The 16,052-nt window shown below is 38.5% G+C and carries 17 protein-coding genes and 2 pseudogenes; 16 read left to right on the forward strand and 3 right to left on the reverse strand.

The features are described from left to right. The first annotated feature begins 19 nt into the window (after window positions 1-19). From ATG71_RS05995 to ATG71_RS06035, 9 genes are all read left to right on the forward strand, one after another. Window positions 20-1,096, forward strand: a complete 1,077-nt coding sequence (locus ATG71_RS05995) for a sugar-transfer associated ATP-grasp domain-containing protein (protein ID WP_098438844.1) — start codon at window positions 20-22, stop codon at window positions 1,094-1,096. A gap of 96 nt (window positions 1,097-1,192) precedes the next feature. Further along, window positions 1,193-2,560 carry a UDP-glucose dehydrogenase family protein gene (locus ATG71_RS06000; RefSeq protein ID WP_098438845.1) on the forward strand — a complete coding sequence of 456 codons (1,368 nt, stop codon included), beginning with the start codon at window positions 1,193-1,195 and terminating at the stop codon, window positions 2,558-2,560. Then, complete coding sequence (locus tag ATG71_RS06005; protein WP_098438846.1) at window positions 2,541-3,566, forward strand: GDP-mannose 4,6-dehydratase; 1,026 nt, start codon at window positions 2,541-2,543, stop codon at window positions 3,564-3,566. The genes ATG71_RS06000 and ATG71_RS06005 overlap by 20 nt, the downstream gene beginning before the upstream one ends. A gap of 545 nt (window positions 3,567-4,111) precedes the next feature. Next, window positions 4,112-4,240 carry a hypothetical protein gene (locus ATG71_RS23925; RefSeq protein WP_353616306.1) on the forward strand — a complete coding sequence of 43 codons (129 nt, stop codon included), beginning with the start codon at window positions 4,112-4,114 and terminating at the stop codon, window positions 4,238-4,240. Then, the gene (locus ATG71_RS23930) at window positions 4,237-4,422 is read left to right on the forward strand and encodes a UTRA domain-containing protein (RefSeq protein ID WP_353616307.1); all 186 of its coding nucleotides are present in this window, start codon (window positions 4,237-4,239) and stop codon (window positions 4,420-4,422) included. The genes ATG71_RS23925 and ATG71_RS23930 overlap by 4 nt, the downstream gene beginning before the upstream one ends. Before the next feature lie 115 nt (window positions 4,423-4,537). After that, window positions 4,538-6,001: an APC family permease gene (locus tag ATG71_RS06020; RefSeq protein WP_098438848.1), complete on the forward strand. Its 1,464-nt coding sequence runs from the start codon at window positions 4,538-4,540 to the stop codon at window positions 5,999-6,001. Between the two features lie 958 nt (window positions 6,002-6,959). Further along, on the forward strand, window positions 6,960-7,817 hold the full coding sequence (locus ATG71_RS06025; protein WP_098438849.1) for a bifunctional 5,10-methylenetetrahydrofolate dehydrogenase/5,10-methenyltetrahydrofolate cyclohydrolase: 858 nt from the start codon (window positions 6,960-6,962) through the stop codon (window positions 7,815-7,817). A 27-nt stretch (window positions 7,818-7,844) separates the two neighbouring features. Then, complete coding sequence (locus tag ATG71_RS06030; protein ID WP_098438850.1) at window positions 7,845-9,086, forward strand: serine hydroxymethyltransferase; 1,242 nt, start codon at window positions 7,845-7,847, stop codon at window positions 9,084-9,086. A 75-nt stretch (window positions 9,087-9,161) separates the two neighbouring features. Beyond that, entirely contained in the window at window positions 9,162-9,659 is a 498-nt protein-coding gene (locus tag ATG71_RS06035) for a hypothetical protein (RefSeq protein ID WP_098438851.1), read from the forward strand. Window positions 9,660-9,999: 340 nt separating this feature from the next. On the opposite strand, the gene ATG71_RS06040 is transcribed toward ATG71_RS06035, so the two are convergent. The 3 genes and pseudogenes from ATG71_RS06040 to ATG71_RS24080 all read right to left on the reverse strand — a co-directional run bounded on the left by ATG71_RS06040 (window position 10,000) and on the right by ATG71_RS24080 (window position 11,465). Then, window positions 10,000-10,203 (reverse strand): hypothetical protein, encoded by a 204-nt coding sequence (locus ATG71_RS06040; RefSeq protein WP_098438852.1) that lies wholly within the window; start codon window positions 10,201-10,203, stop codon window positions 10,000-10,002. Continuing rightward, window positions 10,200-10,892, reverse strand: a pseudogene (locus tag ATG71_RS06045) (ATP-binding protein); the annotation flags it as partial. The pseudogene ATG71_RS06045 and the gene ATG71_RS06040, both read right to left, overlap by 4 nt. A gap of 351 nt (window positions 10,893-11,243) precedes the next feature. After that, window positions 11,244-11,465, reverse strand: coding sequence for a DUF7713 domain-containing protein (locus ATG71_RS24080; RefSeq protein ID WP_483295332.1), 222 nt, complete (start codon window positions 11,463-11,465; stop codon window positions 11,244-11,246). A gap of 135 nt (window positions 11,466-11,600) precedes the next feature. Between ATG71_RS24080 and ATG71_RS06050 the strand changes: the two genes are divergently transcribed. From ATG71_RS06050 to ATG71_RS23305, 7 genes and pseudogenes are all read left to right on the forward strand, one after another. After that, a complete protein-coding gene (locus ATG71_RS06050) occupies window positions 11,601-12,161 on the forward strand; it encodes a transposase (RefSeq protein ID WP_098438853.1) in 561 nt (186 codons plus the stop codon). A 64-nt stretch (window positions 12,162-12,225) separates the two neighbouring features. Then, a pseudogene (locus ATG71_RS06055) lies at window positions 12,226-13,694 on the forward strand (YifB family Mg chelatase-like AAA ATPase). Window positions 13,695-13,733: 39 nt separating this feature from the next. Further along, window positions 13,734-13,967, forward strand: a complete 234-nt coding sequence (locus tag ATG71_RS23935) for a DUF4160 domain-containing protein (protein WP_353616308.1) — start codon at window positions 13,734-13,736, stop codon at window positions 13,965-13,967. A gap of 11 nt (window positions 13,968-13,978) precedes the next feature. After that, the gene (locus tag ATG71_RS06065; RefSeq protein ID WP_098438855.1) at window positions 13,979-14,278 is read left to right on the forward strand and encodes a DUF2442 domain-containing protein; all 300 of its coding nucleotides are present in this window, start codon (window positions 13,979-13,981) and stop codon (window positions 14,276-14,278) included. Window positions 14,279-14,435: 157 nt separating this feature from the next. Further along, window positions 14,436-15,473, forward strand: a complete 1,038-nt coding sequence (locus ATG71_RS06070) for a DnaD domain protein (protein ID WP_098438856.1) — start codon at window positions 14,436-14,438, stop codon at window positions 15,471-15,473. Between the two features lie 79 nt (window positions 15,474-15,552). Continuing rightward, the gene (locus ATG71_RS06075) at window positions 15,553-15,855 is read left to right on the forward strand and encodes a hypothetical protein (protein ID WP_098438857.1); all 303 of its coding nucleotides are present in this window, start codon (window positions 15,553-15,555) and stop codon (window positions 15,853-15,855) included. 16 nt (window positions 15,856-15,871) lie between these two features. Next, complete coding sequence (locus ATG71_RS23305; protein WP_179886470.1) at window positions 15,872-16,018, forward strand: DUF7713 domain-containing protein; 147 nt, start codon at window positions 15,872-15,874, stop codon at window positions 16,016-16,018. The last annotated feature ends 34 nt before the right edge of the window (window positions 16,019-16,052 follow it).

Consider the following 16,052-nt stretch of genomic DNA (forward strand, 5'->3'; position numbering starts at 1 on the left):
TAATTTTTGGAGTGATTTTATGCGAGATAGCTTCAAAGCTTTATATAATAGAGTTTTATATCTTAGGATAAGGTATTTTTATAGAAAAAAAATAAAGTCACTGATAGAAAAAAGGGGAATGAAAATTAAAATCTCCAATGGGTATTCTGAAAAAATAGACTCATTTTGGTCAAGTGGTCTTGGGCTTAAAATAAATAAAAACTGGCATATTGCATACAGTACCGTTAACGGGAAAGAGGATCATAGATATATACCAGAAGATGTTTTTTATACCTTAATAGAGAGGTCATTAAATCAGTATGATTTAGCACAAGCTTATAGTGATAAAAATAATTACGATTTATTCCTTGATGATTACCCTCAACCAGAAACTTTAATAAAAAAAATAAATGGGAATTTTTATAATAAGCAAAGAACTAAATTAACTAAAGAAGAGGTAATTAATATATTGCTTTTTAAACCAGGAGAGATATTTATAAAACCTAGTTTAGATAGTGGCGGCGGCAAAAATGTAAGCTTATTGAAAATAGATAATAACAAGATTATTTTAAAAAATAAAAAACTATCATTTGATAAGTTAGATAGTATTTATAAAGATAATTATATTATTCAAAAAAAAGTTAATCAGCACAAAATTTTACAAGATATTTATCCCCATTCTTTAAACACTATAAGAATAACAACATTGTTTTGGGATAATAAAGTAGAGGTTCTATCATCAGTAATTAGGTTTGGAAATAAAGGTTTAAACGTGGATAATGGAGGTATAGCTTGCGGTATTGATGACGACGGCATCTTAAAATCTCCAATTGATAAAAATGGTTTTGTTCATGAAAAGCATCCTTATACTAATTATGTGTTAAAAGATATAAAGATTCCCGGTTATGAGGAAGTAAAAAAACTAGTTCTAAATTTACATCTCAAGTTACCCTACTTTAGAATGGTATCGTGGGATGTAGCAATTGATGAGAATTCTAAACCGATCTTGTTAGAACTGAATTTAAAAGGACAAGAGATAAATTTTCATCAGTTTAATAATGGCCCTATATTTAAGGGTTTTACTGAAGAAATATGTAAATTTTCAATTGATAAGTAATTTATTTTTAAAAAATTATGATATAAGTTCATTGCATAAAATAATATTTAGGTTTCTTATATTAATCCAAATTAAAAAATAGTGAGGATGGGTAATATGAAAATTGCAGTTGCTGGAACAGGTTATGTTGGATTAGTAGCAGGGGTATGTTTTGCAGAACAGGGGCATCAAGTAACTTGTGTTGATATAGATGAGAAAAAAGTTAATATTATGAAATCTGGGATTTCTCCAATATATGAAGAAGGCCTAGAGGAATTGATGCAAAAGAACTATGCTGCTGAAAGGCTTGATTATACAACAGATTATAAATCTGCCTATAAAGATGCCGATGCAATCTTTATTGGGGTAGGAACTCCTGAGCAACCAGATGGTTCTGCAAATCTTTCATATATTGCCACAGCAGCTAAACAGATTGCAGAATCAATAGAAAAGGATTGTCTTGTAGTTGTGAAGTCTACAGTTCCTGTTGGGACGAATGATAAAGTAGAACAGTTTATTCAGGATTTTTTAGTCAAAGATGTCAAAGTAGAAGTAGCATCTAACCCAGAATTTTTAGCGCAAGGATCTGCTGTTCATGATACCCTTTTTGCTGAAAGAATCATTATCGGAACAGAAAGTATATGGGCTGAGGGATTGTTGACCAAAATTTATGAACCGTTTCATTTACCGATTGTTTCAGTGAATAGAAGATCGGCAGAAATGATAAAATATGCATCCAATGACTTCCTTGCATTAAAGATCTCTTATATGAATGACATAGCTAATCTTTGTGAATTGGTTGGTGCGGATATTCAGGATGTAGCTAAGGGTATGAGTTTTGATGAGCGGATTGGAAGTAAGTTCTTAAGTGCAGGGATTGGCTTTGGTGGCTCATGTTTTCCTAAAGATACAAAGGCACTTGAGTATATTGCAAAACAAAACGGTTATGAACTCAAAACCGTTAAAGCAGCTATTGATGTAAACAAAGAACAAAAAACAATGCTTTTTAGAAAAGCTAGTAAAAGGCTTATTACATTTAACGGTCTTAAGGTTGCGGTATTAGGATTAACTTTCAAGCCTGGAACGGATGATTTAAGAGAGGCAGCATCTCTTGAGAATGTGCCTTTATTATTAGAACAAGGTGCAGATATTTATGCTTATGATCCAGTTGGTGCAGAAAACTTTGCCAAAGTTCATGCAGAGGGTAAAAATGGCAAAGGTAACATTACTTATGTCTCGAACATCGAGCATGCTTTGGAAGATGCGAATGTTTGCTTTATCTTTACCGAGTGGGGTGAAATAAAAACAGTAATTCCTGAAACGTATAAGAAGTTAATGAAAACTCCATTAGTATTTGATGGTAGAAACATTTATGATGTTGAGGATATGCAGGAAGCAGGAGTAGAGTATCACTCAATCGGAAGAAAACCTACAATTAGAGCAGCTGTTAAGGAGTCGAAGAAACTTGAATCACAAAACTCTTGATTATAGTAAAACATATTTAATTACAGGAGTAGCTGGTTTTATCGGATACTACTTATCTAAAAAGTTGTTGGAACAGGGCTGCCAAGTGATTGGAATTGATAATGTTAATGATTACTATGATGTAAATCTTAAATATACTCGTTTAGCAAATTTAGAACCTCATGACAAGTTTAGTTTTATTAAAGGCGACATATCAGACAAGGATATTGTAATGAGAACTTTTGAAGAATACAAGCCTAATGTTGTAGTTAACTTAGCTGCTCAGGCAGGAGTAAGGTATTCAATAGAGAATCCGGATGTCTATATTCAAAGTAATATCATTGGTTTTTATAATATTCTTGAGGCCTGCAGATATAATCCTGTGGATCATCTTGTATATGCCTCATCTAGTTCTGTTTATGGAGCTAATAAAAAGGTGCCATTTGAAGAAACAGATTTTGTAGATAACCCAGTATCACTATATGCATCTACAAAAAAATCTAATGAACTAATGGCACATACCTATAGTCATCTTTATAAAATTCCAGCGACAGGACTTAGGTTCTTTACTGTTTATGGTCCATTGGGACGGCCGGATATGGCCTACTTCGGATTTACAGATAAGTATTTCACTGGTGAACCCATCAAAATTTTTAACAACGGTGATTTTAAAAATGATCTTTATAGGGATTTCACGTACATTGATGATATTGTTGAAGGTATTGAACGTCTTTTAGGTAATCCACCTATAGAGGATGTTCAACATAAAGTTTTTAATATAGGGAACAACAGTCCAGAGAAATTGATGGTATTTATTGAGACTTTAGAAAAGGCTTTAAGTAAAGCGTTAGATAAAGAAGTACAATTTGAGAAAATATATGAACCCATCAAACTTGGAGATGTACCAGCTACTTACGCTTCTACAGACTCATTGCAAAACGCAGTAGGATTTAAGCCGGAAACTTCAATTGAAGAAGGATTGCAGAAATTTGCTGATTGGTATGTAGATTATTATAAGTGTCATTAAATAAATTAATTGCGAAGGAATCTGCCTAATATAAGAATTCTTTAACTCTTATATTAGGTTTTTATTTTAATGTTACCTAATTAATCAAGCTAATAATGAAGAAGTTATCTATTGTCAATCCTAATAATAGACGGAGTATTTATTGTGACATCTTAAGGAAAGAAGTTTTGTCGATTCCTACATTCAAAGGATGGTACTTAGTAGTGTTTAATATTTGTAACGAATTTAGCATCCGCTTACTTTTTGAGGGTAGAATATTTAGGTGAAGTCATTTAAGTTTTATTAATTGAACTTCAAAGAAAATAATAATGATTCTATACCTTATAATGAACATATATCAGGTAAGTTAGTTTTCTTTGAGCCATGGATAGTTTGAGGGGCCTTACGGGAAGAGTTTAAAAAAATATCGTAAAATGCGAGACAAATAAGATAAAGTGGCTACCATTTAGCCAAAAGAGGCACAGCCCCTCATCCAGTTACATACTATTAACTTTTATGAAACTCACTTTAAAAGAATTCGTTTTGCCAATACCGTTCCTATTGGTATTCAAAGGCATTATTACCCAATAAGTTTAGGTGAACAACTAATTAATTTTGGTTTAAACAAAGAAGCCTTTTATGATTTATTGGAAAGGGAATTAGAAGTAAGAACCTTTCAGTGTCTGAACAAATGATAAAAGTTGGAATTTTAACCAAAGATGATTCTCAATTACTCAACATTCCGTCTGGTTCACGTATAGTTATAGCTGAAGGAAAAATCACAGATAGCAATGGTCATTTTGTGGAATTTGAAAATGCATATTATAGGTCTGATTTATATTCATTTAAGAATAATTTGTCCAGGGAAAGTCACTAAATATATCTGAGAACCTTTTATTGGTACGAAATGTCCGACAATGTTGCTTGTCAACCATTAGATCAATTAATATTGTAGTAGTTCAAATTAAAAATATTATCGAAGGAGATAGAAAATGAAAGAAAGAAAAACGCTAAATAAATCATTAAAGCCTCATTGGGTATGGGCGATAGCACTTGGATCATCAATTGGGTGGGGAGCGTTTGTACAACCAACCAATTGGATAAATACAGCAGGACCTCTTGGTGCAATGCTTGGTTTTGGCATTGGGGGTCTTCTAATGATGGTGATTGCGGTGAGTTATGGTTTCCTGATTAGAAGCTTCCCTGTTTCGGGGGGGGAATTTGCCTATGCATTCATTAGCTTAGGCAGAACCCATGCTTTTATTTCCGGTTGGTTCTTAACCCTTGGATATATATGTATAGTTGCTCTAAACGCATCAGCCTTTGCTCTAATGTTTAAATTTGTTTTCCCTCGGTTTATAGAACATTTTCATTTATATCAAGTTGCTGGTTGGGATGTCTATGGCACTGAAGTCATATTAGCAACAGTTGCATTATTTATATTTGGATATTTAAATGTAAGAGGATCAGGATTTTCTGGTAGAATACAATTTGTATTTTGTGCAGTAATGGTATTAAGTGTTATCGTTCTAACAATTTTAGTAGGTACTCAACCGGATTCTGGTTTAGTAAATATACAGCCATTTTTCCCGGCAGAAAAAACTGCATTTGCTGCAGTAATTGCTATTGTAGCAATAGCTCCTTGGGCATATGTAGGATTTGATAATGTTCCTCAGCTTGCCGAAGAATTCAATTTTTCTTCCAAAAAAGCTTTTAACCTAATTATCGGAGCTCTATTTTTTGCAGTAATATTATATATTTTAATGATTTTAGCCACTTCGATGGCGCGCCCTTGGCAAGAACTAGTATCTGGAAACCTCCTTTGGGGTACTGGGACAGTTGTACAAGAATTACTAGGAACGTTCGGTATGGCAATTTTAGTCATAGCTGTATCAATGGGGATTTTTACCGGATTAAATGGCTTTATAGTTTCTTCTAGTCGTCTATTATTTGCAATGTCTCGTGCGAAAATAATTCCAGAGTCTTTTTCAAGATTACACCCAAAATATAACACACCATATTTTAGTATTATTTTTACAGTTGTTATTTCAATGCTAGCACCTTGGTTTGGTCGTCAAGCGTTGATATGGGTGGTAGATATGTCATCTATCGGTGTTACTATTGCATATTTTTATACTTGCTATACAGCCTTTAAATTATTTAAGTGGAATAGGAGCTTAGATTTTAATCCAGCAATAAATGAAATTTCTCCTGTTAAGAAAGCTTTTGCGGGATTAGGAGTAATAGTAAGTATTGTATTCCTTGCTCTATTACTAATACCAGGATCTCCTGCATTCCTGGGAATTCAGTCAAGAATAGCATTAGCAGTATGGATTGTTTTAGGGATTGGCTTCTATCTTGTGAAACGAAAAGAATTATATGCTATTCCTGAAAGTGAACTTAATTATTTAATATTAGGTGATAAGGAAGTAGTATCAAAAAATGCAAGTTCATAAATGAATATAATCCTAGTTTTGATGTCATGAAACCTAGGATATGAGGACATGAGAAACTTTTAAATCCGCTTGGTTAAATGAGGGGCCATTCCAATTTGTTTATTCATTAATCTGAAAAATGAACTTTAACTGTTTCTATTTATCGGTTTAGACAACCACCAAAGAGAAGTCTGCTGGAATAGTGCATTTCTTAAGAGCCACGGGTTTGGGGCAATTGAAGCGATTGAACCACCAAACGCGGGGATAGAGCCACTTTTAGTGGGACAGGGAGCCAGTTTTCTTTTGTGACCATTGACATCTGATTTCAGATGACTTAAAAGTTTCCTGTTTACTTCTATCATTCTTGCCTAACTGATTGGCACCTTCGCCACTTTATTTACCATTGTACGCAGGAATCTGACGAGCTAACGCAATGAGTTTAGCCATCTGCAAATAGAAAGCGCCTTTTCTAATAGAAAAGGCGCTTTGTGGTTTAATAGAACGCTAGGTATAGATTCAATTCATAGAAGCTTCGACTTCTAAAGCAGTAAGGCGAATGTAACCGTCAAGTAAATTGAACAATTTTTGCTTATTTATGAGGGTCAAATGGGGACGGTTCCTTTTTGACTTTTGTATTAAATTGGAATAATTTGTTTGCCGATGCCCTTCAACTTAATAGAGGCCTAAATGATTTTCAAGGCTCAGATTTCCATTGATAGTGCATAGTCTAAGGTTATTATATCTGTGAGAACATTGGATGTGCAATGAAGAATCCGTGAATTATCTAAAAATAGAGCAGCCAATCAATTTGGGGCAGGGAATCAAATGATTCTAACAACTACTTACTTAAGCACTGATTGCTATAAGTTAATCGGGGGCAACTCTACTTTCCATTAGTAATTAGTGTAGAATACGGATTAATATAATTTTTTCTATAAACAAAATAATAAATAAAAGATAATAAAGGAAGTTACAAATAATGAATGAAAATGTTTTAATTAAAGGCCATGATATTTCAGAAAAAATAAAAAAAGAGTTAGTAGTAAGAGTAAAGGACCTTACTAATAAAAATATTCTTCCTTGCCTTGCTACAATCCTTGTTGGGGATAATCCCTCATCAGAAACATACATTAAAATGAAAAGTAATGCTTGCAGGAGGATAGGTATAAAATCACAGAAATATAATCTTTCAGAGGAAACAACTACTGAAGAACTAATTGATTTGATTGAAAGATTAAATGCTGACCAAAGTATACATGGCATACTGCTGCAACACCCTGTCCCTTCGCAAATAGATGAAAGGTCCGCATTTGATTCAATAAAAATTGAAAAAGATGTCGATGGAGTGACAAGTAGTGGATTTGGAAGAGCTGCATTAGAAGTTGATACCTACCCTTCCTGTACACCTGCAGCCATTATGGAATTAATAAACTTTTATAACATAAATGTGGAAGGTAAGCATGCGGTAGTGGTTGGAAGGAGTCCGATATTAGGTAAACCGGTCTCTAGTCTATTATTGAATAAAAATGCTACGGTTACTACTTGTCACTCTTACACAACTAATTTAGAGGGCATATTAAAACAAGCTGACATTGTCATCGCAGCAGTTGGTAAACCGAACTTTATTAAAGGTGAATGGTTAAAGAAAGATGCCATTGTTATCGATGCCGGTTATAACAAAGGTAACATAGGTGATGTGGACTTTGAATCTTGTGATGGGATAGTCAAAGCGATTACTCCCGTACCTGGGGGAGTGGGACCAGTCACAATTGCCATGTTGCTTAAACATACGGTGGAGGCGGCAGAAAAGCAATCTCTTAACTTGGTTAGCAACTAATCTATACTATTTTTGAAGGGGACATCCATGAATAGAATAAAACAACAAGATCCAGAAATGTATTTTGCGATTCAATATGAATTAGAGCGTCAACGAACGAAGATCGAATTAATTGCATCTGAAAACTTTGTCAGTGAAGCCGTTATGGAAGCACAAGGCTCCGTTTTGACAAATAAGTATGCAGAGGGGTACCCAGGTCGTCGCTATTATGGGGGCTGTGAGCATGTGGACGTAGCCGAAAATCTGGCCCGCGACCGTGCGAAAGAACTGTTTGGAGCAGAACACGTCAACGTTCAGCCTCACTCAGGAGCACAAGCCAATATGGCAGTCTATTTCACCATCCTTGAACAGGGCGACACGGTTCTTGGAATGAACTTATCTCATGGGGGACATCTGACTCATGGAAGTGCGGTCAACTTCAGCGGTATTCAATATAATTTCGTAGAGTACGGTGTGGATGAAGAAAAGCACCTGATCAATTACGAAGATGTTAGACAAAAAGCATTGGAACACAAGCCGAAGCTGATCGTAGCGGGAGCAAGTGCGTATCCAAGAGCGATCGATTTCGCGAAATTCCGTGAAATCGCTGACGAAGTGGGAGCATACCTGATGGTGGGTATGGCTCATATCGCCGGACTTGTAGCGGCTGGTCTTCATCAGAACCCGGTTCCGTATGCAGACTTCGTGACGACAACGACTCACAAAACATTGCGTGGACCTCGCGGTGGAATGATCCTTTGTAAAGAAGAGTTTGCGAAGAAGACAGACAAGTCTATTTTCCCTGGAATCCAGGGCGGACCTCTTATGCACGTGATTTCGGCCAAAGCCGTGGCTTTCGGTGAAGCATTGCAGGACTCGTTTAAAGAGTACGCGCAAAACATCATCAACAATGCGAAGCGTTTAGGAGAAGGTCTTGTAAAAGAAGGAATCGATCTTGTATCCGGAGGTTCTGATAACCACCTATTACTGATCGACACTCGTTCACTTGGCTTGACTGGTAAAGTGGCGGAGAAAGTCCTTGATGAGATCGGAATCACGGTTAATAAAAATACGATCCCATTTGATCCGGAAAGCCCATTCGTTACAAGCGGTGTCCGTATCGGTACTGCCGCTGTGACATCAAGAGGGTTCGGTCTTGAGGATATGGACGAAATTGCTTCCATTATGGCACTGACTCTTAAGAGTCACGAGGATGAAGCGAAATTGGAAGAAGCGCGCAAACGCGTCTTGGATTTAACAAGCAAGTTTGAGTTATATACAGAAAAATAAATGAAGATAGAATCTATTCACTGAGAAAGTAATGAAGAGATATATCGATATATTAGTAAGAAAGAGGCTAATATTATGACAAGAATTTTTAAAAGTAACTTGGAAGAAGCACTATATCAATTTAGAGTATACTTTGTGGGTTGGGGTCTTATTGTGATAGGCATGGTAATCTTACTTTACTCCACAGTATTAGAAAATACTATATTTAAGGATATTGAATCTGTTATAAGTAAAATGGAAAAAGTAGAGTTCTTCCTACAATTAATAGCATTAAATGTTACTCTTATTGGCTTAACAGTAACATTATTAACAGCAGTAATTGATATTAGAAAAGAAAAGAATTCAAAAAAACAAGGCGAACCCTATTTAAAAGGACCAGTAAGCCATTTGAATAGGTATATTGGCATACCATTCGCTTTCATAGTTATTTTATATACAATTCTTTGTCTCTGTTTTTCAGCGAAGCAAGAACTAGGTTTTCAATATTTTGTGAATCGAGACATTGTACTTGACAATGTATATATTTTATCTTTGAGTTTATTAGCTTTAGGTGGGGCCATTAAGAGGATGTAAAAAATTATATATAATACTTGGAAGTTACCTGGTTAAGCTGATTACACTACCAATAGATTTTGGGACTCTTCGCCAACGCATTTACCTACGGATAAAATTATCTTTATGGGAATATTGGCGTTTGACTTTGGATACAGTCAGGCAAAAGACTTGAAGTTGATGTTATTTAATTGAATAATAAGAAACACTCTTGAGTATTACATTAGGAAAGAGCCACTTGAGCGGACTTTTGAGCCACCAAGTGCGGATAATAGAGCCACTAAATGCAACACAAAGAGCCACTATCTCGAATACGTATTAAAACAGCCATCGAAATTAGGTACTTCGATGGCTGTGTGAGTTATTTAAAGCTCTTTCCTTCTAGCTGGTCTTCAATAATTGTAACAGCTTGTATGACAATATCCTCTTGGTATAAATCTTCCTCTTCATCAGCTTCCAAACAGAGGGGCAGAAGGAGTTTTACAATCTGCTCCATTACCTCATCACGACGAAATCGATGAAAGAAATACGTGGCTATACGGTTTTCTACTTCAATTGGAATCATGAAGATCCCACCAATCCATGGCGTTCACGCATTGAAATTTCTCCATCAACCATAATGTGATAAGAATCATGAATAATTCGATCAAGAATCGCATCAGCTACTTGAGCTTGTCCTAATTTCGCGTGCCATCCTTCTGGAGAAAACTGCGAACAGAATATGGTAGAGGCTCTTTTGAGCCTTGACTCAATTATCTCTAATATAAGCATCACATGTTCTTCTGGGAGTTCTATTAATAACCACTCATCCAGGATTAATACATCTACTTTCCAGTATTCTTGAATCAACTTCTGAAAACTTCCGTCTGCTTCGAACTTGGCAACTGTCAGCTCATCTAATAGTTCAGGGAGACGTATATACTTAAGGTTATAAAACTGACGACATGCTTGATCACCAAAGGCATTTGCGATCCATGTTTTTTCGTTTCCTGAAGCGCCCATAAGGATAATGTTATGGGGTCGTTAAATATAATTTCCTGCTGCTAGTTCTAAGATGAGTTGCTTATTCAGTTTTCGATCTGGATTATATTCGATATCTTCAATGGCAGCTGCTGGTTCATTCAATGTTGCCTGTTTAATCAGACGTTCTAACTTATTTGAACGTCTGCAATCATACTCATGATCCACTATAAGCTGAAAACGATCATCAAAGTCCATTTTTTGATATTCACGGTTTTGGCTCTGTTGCTGATAATATCCGCCATACCACCCTAGCTGCTACCGTATTTCTTGAATGACCCGTGCTCGCACTGATTGTATGCTGACTCATCCCATTTAAGTAAATATATAGAATATTCAGGATATTGGGGTCAGACCCCCGCTCAGCTAAAGTGCCCAGCGTTAACGTGTTAAAGTGTGGTGTTTGTTGGTGGAGGGCTTGTGTGGTTGGATGGTTGCTTTGGTTGGTTGATGGTTAGGGAGAAAGATTGTGGACCCTTGCTACCTTTTTGTTGTGGGTTGGCAAGGGTTTTATTAGGTTATGCCAGGGTGTTTACTGTTTGAAGAGTAAAGCTTTGCTATTCAGAATCTCTTAATCTTGTATGTTCACTTTACCTCTTCTGTCATGTCGAACCACTTTATTTTCATTTGGAATCCTTCAAAGGATGTGACCATCTCGCCAAGCTGTTCCCATGTATATGGTTTTCCGTCTATGATGATCAATGGGGTGTTACCATTTGACGCTTCATCGTATTCCACTTTGCCGATTACTTGATCTGCTGCAATGACTTCTTGTTGATGCCCGTTTGGGAAGCGATGTAGCTTCAGGCTTAGCCGTTGGGGTCAGACCCCCAGGGAGGTGTGACATTGGTGTTTGGTTAGATAATGTTTGACAAAGACTTTTTGTCGGTTTAGAATTATTCATATAAGGAACATATGTTCTTTTTTAAGAGGAGGAAAGAAATGTCGAGAAAACTACGCATCTGGTACCCGGGTGCCATGTATCATATCACGGCAAGGGGGAATAAGCGTGGTGCTTTGTTTTATGATGACTGCGATTATCTTACCTACTTGCATATCCTTGAGGATGTCCGCTTTATGTATCCCTTCGTATTACACTCCTATTGTCTCATGACCAATCACATTCACCTGCAGATCGAAACCATCGACCATCATATTCAATACATTATGAAAACACTTCATTCCCGATATGCTGTCTATCTGAATCGCCGGATGAAAACGGTGGGGCATCAGTTCCAGGGTAGATATGGGGATGAGCTGATTGAATCCAGTGACTATTTTTTGGAAGTAAGTCGCTATATCCATCGAAATCCGTTGGAAGCAAACATGGTTTCCCGCTGTGAAGACTACCCCTGGAGCAGTTATTCTTCTTATATTACAGCTTCGCATAACCCTCACGTTGATCCTTCTAAAACGTATTCCTATTTTCTCGAACCTGTTCATATCAGTTACAAAACCTATGTGGAAAATAAACTTGAAAAGCGGGGCAATCTCTATGACTAGTAAAGTGACAAGCATTGGCTTGAATGGCTTGGAAGGGTATAAAGTAAGCGTAGAGGTGCGAACCATGCAGGGGTCAGAATCATTTGTCATTGTCGGATTACCCGATGCCTCGGTGAAAGAGTCGAAAGAGAGAGTGACGGCTGCTCTGCACGGGTTGGGATATACCCTTGTCAATCAGAAGTCATCATTAACCTGTCTCCAGCCGAATTAAAAAAGACCGGGCCGCTTTATGATTTATCTATGGCTCTCGCAGTTTTATTGAGTATGAAGGAGATTACGGTGCGGAGTCCGGAAACCACCGCCTTTCTAGGGGCTTTATCCTTGGATGGTGATGTCAGGGCTGGTGAAGGCATGCTTCCGGCTGTGCTTGCTGCGAAGAAAGTGGGAGTGGAAAAGATTTATATGCCATTTGACGAAGAACTTCCTTTACTCGAAATAGATGGCCTTCATATTGTTTATGTCTCCTCCTTGGATGAAGTCCTTCAGCACCTTTCTGGTCAGAACATCCTCCCGTTTTTTCCACAACCTCGTAAAGAGGAACAAGATCACACCAACTATATTGATTTCCACCAGATTATTGGGCATTCCTATGCTAAACGGGCCCTTGAAGTTGCGGCAGCGGGGGAACATCATCTTTTTATGACAGGCCCTCCAGGGTGCGGGAAAAGTATGCTGGCGGAGAGTTTTCCTTCCATCCTTCCCCCACTCACGAAGGATGCTCAACTGGAAGTCATGAGTCTGTACCAGCTGAGCACAAGTATGAGCCGTTATTCTTCTCAGCCGCCCTTCAGACAACCTCATCATTCTTCGTCGGGTGTTTCCATTATTGGAGGGGGACAGCAACCAAAGCCGGGTGAAATATCCCTGGCCCATCGTGGGGTTCTTTTTTTGGATGAAATCGCCGAATTCACAAAGAAGACGCTGGATATGTTGCGACAACCTCTCGAAAGAGGAGACATCACCATCTCAAGAGCTCATTCTACCCTTACCTACCCAGCCTCCTTCGTCCTGATAGGTGCCATGAACCCTTGTCCCTGTGGATACCTTGGCTCCCTCACTCATTATTGCACCTGTACATCGAAGCAAATCATCGCTTATCAAAATAGATTATCCGGGCCCATTCGTGACCGGTTTGATATTTTTCTAAGCCTTACTCCCGTCCATTTAAAAGATCATGTGCAAAATGAAAAGGAAGGTTCTCTATTCGTTCAACGGCGCGTGAAAGAGGCTAGAAAAAGGCAATACGACCGTTACAGTGAAGAGGTATGTAATGGAAGAGTAGATTATCAAAGGTTGCTGAAGAGCAGTCCAGACATTGAGGAACACCTTCCGTTCCTACAAAAGCTGTCATCCAAACAGCACTGGAGCAACCGGATGCAGGTGAAGGTTATGCGCCTTGCGAGAACGATCGCTGATTTGGACGATTCAGTAAAGGTAACGGAACAGCATATGTGGGAAGCGGTCAAGCTGCACAGGAGACCGCAAAGTGAGAAGAACCATGGTGTGCGAGTTATTGGTGAAATTTTAACATGATGACATAAAGAAAGAAGGTGCAAATTTGGAGGGATTACCATACATCTGTATTACAACGATCATGATCCTCCTCATTTTCATGTTAATTATTCTGGATTTTTGACAAGAATAGAAATAATGACGGGTGAATATATAAGAGGGGATAACTCTTTACCCGCAAACAAAGAGAAGATGGTCATGAAATGGCTTGAGCTTTATAAAGGTGATATGATTAAGGCGTGGAATGACTGCAGGCGTAATGAAGCACCTTGCAGAATACCACCCCTAAACTAGGAGGTGTTTTGATGATTCTCATAGATAACGTAGCTACAATTCCTGAGATGGACGGGTGGCTACTGATTGATTTTACAGATGGATCGAAAAGGTTCGTAGACATCAAACCTCACATGAAAGGTATTCTTGAAAAACTGAAAGACCCTGAATTTTTCAGTAAGGTGTATGTGGATGATGAGTTGAGAACCATCACTTGGCCAGGAGAGCTGGATCTTGATCCCGATCAGTTACACAGAGAAGGAATCGATTTAATTGAAATCAAAAAAATCATTGAAGTAGCGAAGAACACAAATTTATTGGAACGAGCTTGAAGACAAAGCGAGGGTAGAGTGCCCTGGCTTTTTTTGTTTTTTGACGGGATTATTTTCATTAAGTAACTATTTTTAAAATGATTCTCTTCCCAGGGTGTCCTATTTCACACTTACTCCCTATATAAACCATGAATAGACCAGAAGGGTGGAAGAGAAGATGAAATCAGGATGTCAGGTAGTGGATCAAATCGGGGAAATGGAAATCGTGGGGAATATCGTTCCTCATCTATGGTACAAGAATATTACCTTTTCAAGCGGGAAAGCCCATTTTGTGGCGATCACGTTACTCGCAGATATCGTGTATTGGTACAGACCGACGATGATCAGGGATGACAGCGGGATGATCGTCGGTGCCAGGACGAAATTTAAGGGGGATATGCTGCAGAAGAGCTATCAGGCATTTGCGGATACATACGGGTTTACGAAGCGTCAGGTGAAGGATGCCATTGATTTTCTTGTGGAGCATCATTTACTATTCCGGGAGTTTCGGACGATCTCATCTTCGAGCCTGATTTTAAACAATGTGATGTATGTGCAGCCGGTAGCTGGGAATGTGAAACGGGTGATGGAGGAACGGTGTAACGTGTCAGACCTCGTTTCCATTTGCCCACCTGTTACGCCGGAACGTACCACGTCATCCCCTTCAAAGGAGGGCCTGACACATCAAGAGGAAGGGGCACCTGAGGTGGAAGAGGGGACGTATACAGAGAGTACTTCAAAGAGTTCTTCAGAAAATCATGAACAACACCAACAAAGCGCGGTCGAGTGTCCGATGACCTTTTTCAAAGACAATGGATTCGGCCGGATGGGGGCATATATCCAGGAGAAAATCAAAAGCTGGTGTGACAGTCTTTCAGAAGGCCTTGTTGTCGAAGCGATGAAACGTGCGGTCGAGCAGGGGAAGCATTATTGGAGCTATTGTGAAGCAATCCTGGTTAAGTGGGAACAATTAAAGGTTCGGGATGTGAAGGATGCGAGGACGAAAGAGTTTCAGGGGATGTATGAGAAGCGCTATAAACGAAACGTGCGTAGCGGGGAAAGGAAGCCGGTTCGGACGGAGATGCTGCCGGATTGGTTCACTAGTGGCTCAGAGGATGTTCAGGAGATTTTCGACGAGGAGTTTGAAGCGGAGAAGGCAAAGTTGATGGAAGAGCTGAAAGCATATCATGAGCGTGGGACCGGCGTTGTGAGGTGAAATAAAAATAAATGAAAAAAGGTTATTTGATGGTGTCCTCCTGAACCCGTGTATATAAAGAGCGAAGGAGGAGATGAACATGGATCAAACAGTTTGGATAAAGGGTGATATGGTGGATCATGAGGTGTATCGAAGCCCGGCGGACTTGAGGGTGTATGTGTGGATACTACTTCGTGCCGGACAGGATGGGACGTATATCCACGGGAATAGCAGGATGTTACATGACATGAGTGAGTCGCTTTGGTATTACAATGGGAAGAAGTTGGATTGGTATTCGAGGGAGTGGATTAGGGATTGTCTGGTAAGGTTGGAGGGGTATGGGTTGATACGGAATATTGAGGATGGGGTTGAGGTGACAACAAACCGAGAGTATTCTAAATAATCAAGTGGTTGGGCGATTGGACTACGATGAATTCAGCAGTGCTTCTGTAATTGTGATTGATGGAAAACCGTATACATGGGAGCAATTAGGAGAGATAGTAAGTTCGTTTGAGGGGTTCCAGATACAGATGAAGTTCTTTGATATGACGGATGATGTGGAGTGAAAACGGAGGAAGCGTCAGGGGGGCTTACGATTCT

It is taken from the genome of Bacillus sp. es.034, assembly GCF_002563655.1.
Taxonomy (GTDB): Bacteria; Bacillota; Bacilli; order Bacillales; family Bacillaceae_B; genus Rossellomorea.